At 67.6% G+C, this 7271-nt stretch carries 3 protein-coding genes; 1 reads left to right on the top strand and 2 read right to left on the bottom strand.

Annotated features, from left to right (window positions below):
• Window positions 1-303: 303 nt before the first annotated feature.
• On the bottom strand, window positions 304-1641 hold the full coding sequence (locus tag QZY48_RS12500; RefSeq protein ID WP_295431186.1) for a GH1 family beta-glucosidase: 1338 nt from the start codon (window positions 1639-1641) through the stop codon (window positions 304-306).
• Window positions 1642-1901: 260 nt separating this feature from the next.
• Window positions 1902-3698, bottom strand: a complete 1797-nt coding sequence (locus QZY48_RS12505) for an ABC transporter transmembrane domain-containing protein (RefSeq protein WP_295431187.1) — start codon at window positions 3696-3698, stop codon at window positions 1902-1904.
• Between the two features lie 322 nt (window positions 3699-4020).
• On the opposite strand from QZY48_RS12505, the gene QZY48_RS12510 reads away from it, so the two are divergent.
• Window positions 4021-7083, top strand: a complete 3063-nt coding sequence (locus tag QZY48_RS12510; protein WP_295431188.1) for a discoidin domain-containing protein — start codon at window positions 4021-4023, stop codon at window positions 7081-7083.
• Window positions 7084-7271: the final 188 nt, after the last annotated feature.

The raw sequence follows: 7271 nt of genomic DNA on the forward strand, positions 1-7271 counted from the left end.
CGCGTCCGGCCTTTGCACTGGACGCGGAGCGCCCGCGCTTGCTCCCACGCGGGAGCGTGGGAGCCCGAAGGGCTTAACTTAACGGCATTGCGGGTGTATCGGCGATGGCATCCCACACGCTGGCAAAGGTCTGGATGGCTTGTTCGTTCATTGGGTCGCTCATTGCTCGTCCCGTATCAGTCGAGTGAACCGCAGCTTGGCGATATCGATGTCGCGCCGGCCTTGCTCCCGTACATCCAAGGCGCAAGCCTTGGACTCCGGCCAGGGCGGCCGGAGCGATGATCAAGGCCGCGCCCGGCCGCCTTAGCCCCCCGCTTCCCGAATGAACTCACGATAGAACCGCGCGCTGTCCTTGAGCGTGCGTTTCTGGGTAAGGCGGTCGACATGGATCAGGCCGAAGCGCTTGGCGTAGCCCTCGGCCCACTCGAAGTTGTCGAGCAGTGACCAGGCGAAATAGCCGCGCAGGTCCACCCCTTGTTCCAGGGCGGCGTGGGCGGCGGCCAGGTGGTCGCGCAGGTAGTCGACCCGCCGCGGGTCATGGACCCGGCCCTTCATCGGTTCCGGGTCGTCGAAGGCGGCGCCGCTCTCGGTGATGTAGAGTGGCAGGTCGCCGTAGCGCTCTTTGATCCAGACCAGGGTCTCGGTCAGCCCTTGCGGGTAGACCTCCCAGTCCATGGCGGTGCAGGGGCGGTCGGTGGGGGTGAGGCGCCGGGCCTGGAGCGGCAGGTCGGTCGGGTCGTGGCGGACCAGGCCGCGCGAGTAATAGTTCACGCCCAGGAAGTCCAGGGGGGCCTTGATCCGCTCAAGGTCCTCGGGCGGGAAGCGCGGCCAGTCGGCGCCGAAGATCGCGGCCAGTTGGTCCGGGTACTGCCCCAGCAACAGGGGGTCCAGGAACCACCGGTTGATGAAGTGATGGCGGCGCCTGGCCGCCTCCTGATCGGCGGGTTCATCCGTGGCCGGCGACTGGGGCTCCAGGTTGAGGCTGATCCCGATCTGGTGACGGCCGAGATCCCGATAGGCGGCGACGGCGGCGGCGTGGGCACAGAGTTGATGGTGTGCGACCAGCGGCGGTTCGTGCAGGGTGCGGCGTCCGGGGGCGTGCTCGCCGATCAGATGGCCCAGGACGGTGCTGACCCAGGGCTCGTTGAGCGTTACCCACAGGCCCACCCGGTCGTCCAAGGCCTCGTAGAGGGTCGCCGCATAGTCGGCGAACCAGCGGGGGCTGTCGGGATTGACCCAGCCGCCGCGCGCCTGCAGGGCCTCGGGCAGGTCCCAGTGGTAGAGGGTGAGCATGGGCACGATACCGCGCTCTAATAGCCCGTCGACCAGGCGCTGGTAGAAATCCAGGCCGCCGGCGTTGACCCGCCCCGTCCCATTCGGCAGGACCCGCCCCCAGGCGACGCTGAACCGGTAGGCGTTGAGCCCCAGTTCGGCCATCAGGTCAAGATCGGTGTGCGAGCGGCGGTAATGGTCGCAGGCGAGGTCGCCGGTGTCGCCGTTGGCCACGCGCCCCGGGGTGTGGCTGAACCCCTGCCAGATGCAGGCGCCGGCCCCGTCGGCGAGCGGCGAGCCCTCGATCTGGTAGGCGGAGGTGGCGGCGCCCCAGAGGAAGCCGGTGGGAAAGGTCAGGTCGTGTGACATCGCAGTCTCGTATAGGCGAAGGAACGGGTCACTGATAAGTTAAACAATTCGATTAGGGACCGCCTATCGCGCTATTCTCGTTGTCGTTGTCGTTGTCGTTGTCGTAATCGAGGTTACTCGTAACGTCTCGGATTCTCTCGCACCCCAAAGCGCATCGTTTCTCCGATTACGATTACGATTACGATTACGATTACGACAACGACAACGACAACGACAACGACAACGACAAGGATTGTGTTTAACTTGCTCTTGGCTCGTCCCTAAGCCTGGATCAGGCGCTCCCCGTCCGCGGCCTTGCCCGGGAGCGGCGCCAGGGTCCAGTGGCCGTCGCGATGGATGGTGAGCAACTGGTCATACATGGTCGTGTCGTCGTCCTCTTCGCCCAGGGTGACATAGGTGATGCCGCGTTCGCGCAGCAGGTGCAGCAGTTCATCGACCTGCCCTTCAGTGAGCGCCCGCGAGGGGTGGTCCAGAAAGACGAAGGCGGGCTCGGCCAACAGCACCCGGGCGAAGGCCAGTACCTGCTGCTCGCCCAGCGACAGGAGTTCGCCCCAGCCCTTCTCGTTGTCCAGTCCCCCGGCGCGCTCGATCGCCGCCACCAGTTTGAGCCGCCGCAGGGTGGTGAGGATGCCCTCGTCGGAGAAGCGCCGTCCGTTGCCGGCCTTTACCTTGCCGGCCGCCTCGACGCGGGCGGCGTGGGTGGATTGGTCGGCGGGGTGGCGTTCTGTCGCGGCCGGCAAGAGCACCTCTCGCAGGGTCCCGGGCGGGACATAGGGGCGCTCGGGCAGGAACAGCAGATCGCCCGGATCGGGGCGCGTGATCTCGCCCTCGCCGCCGCTCCAGAGGCTTGCGGTGGCCCGGAAGAGGGCGGTGCGGGCCGAGTCGTCGGCGACCCGGATCAGGACGTGGGTACCGGCCGGGATCGAGACCGTCAGGTCCTTGATCAGATGGCGCCCGCTGCGCGGCGACTTCAGCGTCAGGCGGTCGAAGGCGAGCAGCCCGCAATCGGAGCAATAGGTGATGGCCGGGGAGGCGGTGTCCGCGGCCACCTGCATGGCGTTGGCCAGCGCCGACAGGCGCACGATGACGGCGCTATAGGCGGAGATCGACTGGAACTGGGTGACGATCAGTGAGAAGGCCCCGATCAGGTGGCCGAAGGCCATGGCCGATTGGGTGATGACCCCGAATTCGGCCTGGCCGCTGATGAACAGGGGCGCGACCAGCAGGGCCGGGATGATCTGGATCAGATAATTGTAGCCGGTGGTGAAGAATCCGAGATTGCGATTGACATCGATGATCCGCCTGAAATTCCCGATCAACTGTTCCAGGCGGTCGTGCAGCCGATCCCGCAGCCGGTCTTCCTGACGCACCAGGGCGATGGCCTCCGCATGCTCGCGCACGTGCAGCAGGCGGGCGCGGAAGTTGGCTTCCTTGTCCGACTGGTCGTAATTGAGCCGGATCAGGGGCCGCCCGAGGAAATAGGAAAAGAGCGACCCCGCCGCGGCGTAGAGGATCGTCACCAGCAGCAGGAGCGGGCTGATGGACCACATGACGCCGGCGAAGGCAATCACCGTAATGGTGGCGTTCAGGAACATCAGCACGAACGACAGCGTCGTCGCGGTCAGGGAGCGGATGTCCTCGGAGATGCGCTGATCCGGGTTCTTCAGGTCACCATAGGCGTTCATCTTGAAATAGATATGATCGCCCGTGTATTTATCGATTGCGCGCGCCGTCAGCCACTTGCGCCACAGCAGCCCGAGCCGTTCCTCGCAGTAGCGGTGAAAGACCGCGACCAGGGTCGAGACGGCGAAGACGATGAGGTAAAGCAGTGCATACTTGACGAAGGTGCCCATCTCCTTGCTTTCGATCGCCGTCATGAAGTCGCGGCCCACGTAGCTGTTGATGACGTTCAGGGCGCTGATGCTGAGCAGGAAGACCACCAGGAGGGCGGCAAACAGCTTGGCCTGGGGGCCGACCTCGGAGCGTGTCAGGGCGGTGATCATGCCCCAGAAGCGGGGCCAGGCGTTCTTGCTGAGCGACATGCGGATCGGTTTCATCACTGGATATTATCTTGCTGGGGAGGGCGGGCGTCCGGGCGGGCGGTCTCGTGCCGCCGGGCACTGGAGGTGTCGCGGTCGGCGGGTTGCGGCAACGGCGAGCGATGACACCCGGCGGGCGCCAGTATACCCTTGCGCCCCGGACCAGCCTCAAGGGACTTCGAGCGGCCTGGCCTGCGACCGCGCGGGCGGGGACCCAAGGCTGCGGATCGGCGCTGCCGGGCCGCAGCGCCCGCCCGAGGTCGGTCGTGCGGCGCCTTCAATCGAAAACATTTCATAACAATTCATAACAATTCATAACAATTCATCAGGAGTCGCCACGATGCAGGTCCATGTTCTCGACGTCTTCGCCGATCCCGCGGAGTGGCTGGCGGTCGCCTCGGGCGAGGCCCGACTGACCGTCACCACTGAACCCGGACCCCGGGGTCCGGCCCTGCGCCTGGATTTCGACTTCCGCGGCGGCGGCGGTTTCGTCGTCGCGCGCCGGACCCTCGCCCTGACCCTGCCGGACGCCTTCGCCTTGCGCTTCGACCTGCGCGCCGAGGCCCCAGCCAATGGCTTCGAGTTGAAGCTGGCGGACCCCGCCAATGCCAATGTCTGGCGCTACCGTGAGCCCAAGTGCGCCTTTGCCCCCACCTGGCGCACGCTCGATATCAAGGGCCGGGAGATCGACTACGCCTGGGGGCCGGCCGGCGGCGGTTCTCCGCGGGAGATCGGTGCCATCGAGTTCGCTATCGTGGCCGGTCCGGGTGGACGGGGGACGGTCTGGCTCAGCAACCTGTCCCTGGTCGACCGGACCCTGGAGCGGGCGCCGCTGGTCACCGCCCTGTGCCACCTGCCCGGGAACCCGCCGGAGGAGGTGGTGTTGGACCTGGGCGCGGACACCCACTGGCGGCCGGCGCCGGGCGCCCGCGCGAGCTGGCTGACGATCGACTTCCATGAGTCGCGCGAATATGGCGGCCTGGCGCTGCGCTGGGCCCCCGACGCCCAGGGCTGTGCCTTCGGGGTCCAGGCCAGCGACGACGGGACCGGTTGGCGGACCCTGTATGAGGCGAGCGGTGCCGCCGGGACCGAGAGCCTGGTCTACCTGCCCCAGGGTGAGTCGCGCCTGCTGCGTCTGGATCTGCGTGCCGAGGAGGGCAGCCCACTGCCCGGCCTGTACGCGGTCGAGGTCCTGCCCTACGACGCCTCACGCAGCCGCAGTGACTGGTTTCACACCATCGCCCGGCGCGCCCCCCGGGGCCACTATCCCCGCTGGCTGTATCGCGAGCAGACCTACTGGACCCCGGTGGACATCCCGGACGGTGCGGTCCCCGCGCTCTGCAACGAGGACGGTCTGGTGGAGCTGGACGAGGGCAGTTGCAGCCTGGAGCCCTTTCTCTATCTGGACGGCCGGCTGATCACCTGGGCCGACTGCACCATCACCCAAAGCCTGGAGCAGGGGGAGTTGCCGATCCCCTCGACCCACTGGGATTGCGGTGAGGTGGTCTTGACCACCACGGTCTTTGCCACCGACCAGCGCGGGGACCGGCACCTCTTCATCCGCTACCGGGTGGCGAACCAGGGTCAGACCGACCGGACCCTCACCCTGTTCGCCGCGGTGCGCCCCTTCCAGGTCACGCCCCCCTGGCAGGCCCACCAGGCGCTTGGCGGCCCCAGCCAGGTGCGCTCGCTGGTCTTCGAGGAGGGCGCACTGTGGGTGAACGGCAACCAGGCACTGGTGCCCCTGGGGCCGGTGGGTGGGGTCGGACTGGTGCCCTTCGACCAGGGTCCGATTACCGACTACCTGGCGTGCGGGGTGCTGCCCGCCGCGGTGGCGATCGAGGACCCCGCAGGCTTTGCCTCCGGGGCCCTGCGCTTCGATCTGGACCTGGCCGCGGGCGCCCACGCGGACCTGTACCTGGTCGCGCCCTTCGGCGCGGTCGCCCCCGGCACCCTGGAGCGGCGCGTGCCGGAGGGCCTGTGCGGGGCCGATGAATTCGCGCGTGCGGTGGGGCAATGGTCGCAGACCCTGGGTCAGGTCCGCTTCGACCTGCCGGAGCCGGCCGCGGCGGCCGCGCGTGCCTGCAAGACTGCCATTGCCCATATCCTGATCAACCGCGACGGTCCCGCCCTGCAGCCGGGGCCGCGCCGCTATACCCGCTCCTGGATCCGCGACGGTGCCGTCATGGGGGCCGCCCTGGCGCGTCTGGGTTGTCCCGCGGCGGCGGTCGCCTTCATCCGTTGGTATGCCCAGTTCCAACGCGAGGACGGCAATGTCCCCTGCTGCGTGGACCGCACCGGGGTGGACTGGCAGGCGGAGCACGACAGTCATGGTGAGTTCGTCTTTGCCGTCGCCGACTGTTACCGCTTCACCGGCGACCTGGGCCTGGTGCGCGACCTCTGGCCCCAGGTGCAGCGGGCGATCGGCTTCATCGAGCAGTTGCGCGCCCAGTGCCTGACCGACGACGACCGCCGCGGCGAGCACCGCGCCTGCTTCGTCGGTCTCCTGCCGGAGTCGGTCAGCCACGAGGGCTATCTGGCCCAGCCGGTGCATTCCTATTGGGACGACTTCTGGGCGCTGCGCGGCTGCAAGGACGCCGCGTTCCTGGCGCAGGCCCTGGGCGAAGGGGACGAGTCGGCGCGGCTCACGGCCTTGGCGGACGATTTTCGCACCACGCTGCTTGAATCGATCGCGCTGACCATGGCCGCCCGCGGGATCGACTTCCTGCCCGGCTCGGTGGAGTGGGCGGACCCGGACCCCACCGCGGTGGCCAATGCCCTGACCCTGATCGATGAGTTCGACGCGCTGCCGGCCGCGCCCCGCGCCCGCACCTTCGAGCGCTTCCTGGAGCGCTTTCGCGCCATGCACGGCGGCGGGGCGCCCTGGACCAACTACACACCTTATGAGATCCGCATCATCGGGGCCCTGGTGCGGCTGGGTTGGCGGCGCGAGGCGCATGAACTGCTGGACTTCCACCTGGCCGAGCGCCGCCCGCCGGCCTGGAATCAGTGGCCCGAGATTGCCTGGCACGACCCGCGCGCCCCCGGTCACCAGGGCGATCTGCCCCACGCCTGGATCGGCGCCGAATACGCCTTGGTCTTCCGCGACCTGTTCGCCTATGAACGGGGGGCGGACCAGTCGCTGGTGGTCGCGGCCGGGATCCCCGAGACCTGGCTGGCGGCGGGGCCGGTGGCCGTGTCCGGTCTGCCCACCGCCTATGGTCGGCTGGACCTGCGTCTGGCCCGCACCCCGGACGGCGGTCTGACCCTGGACCTGGGGGGAGACCTGCGCCTGCCGCCGGGCGGTATCCGCTTCGCCCCGCCAGGGGCGGGGCGCGCGAACGAGATTCCCATCACCGCGCTGCCCGCGCAATGCAAGTACGTTAGTACGTTAGTACTTTAGTACGGGGCGCACGGCGAGGCGTGGATTTCTCTCTTTCCGACGATAAACAGTAACGAGTCAAGAACAAGTTAAACGCAATCGTTGTCGTTGTCGTTGTCGTTGTCGTAATCGTAATCGTAATCGGAGAAGCGATGCACCTTGGGGTGCGAGAGAGTCCAGGGCACTACGATAACCTCGATGACGACAAC

It is taken from the genome of uncultured Thiodictyon sp. (assembly GCF_903828115.1).
In the GTDB taxonomy this organism is placed as follows: Bacteria; Pseudomonadota; Gammaproteobacteria; order Chromatiales; family Chromatiaceae; genus Thiodictyon.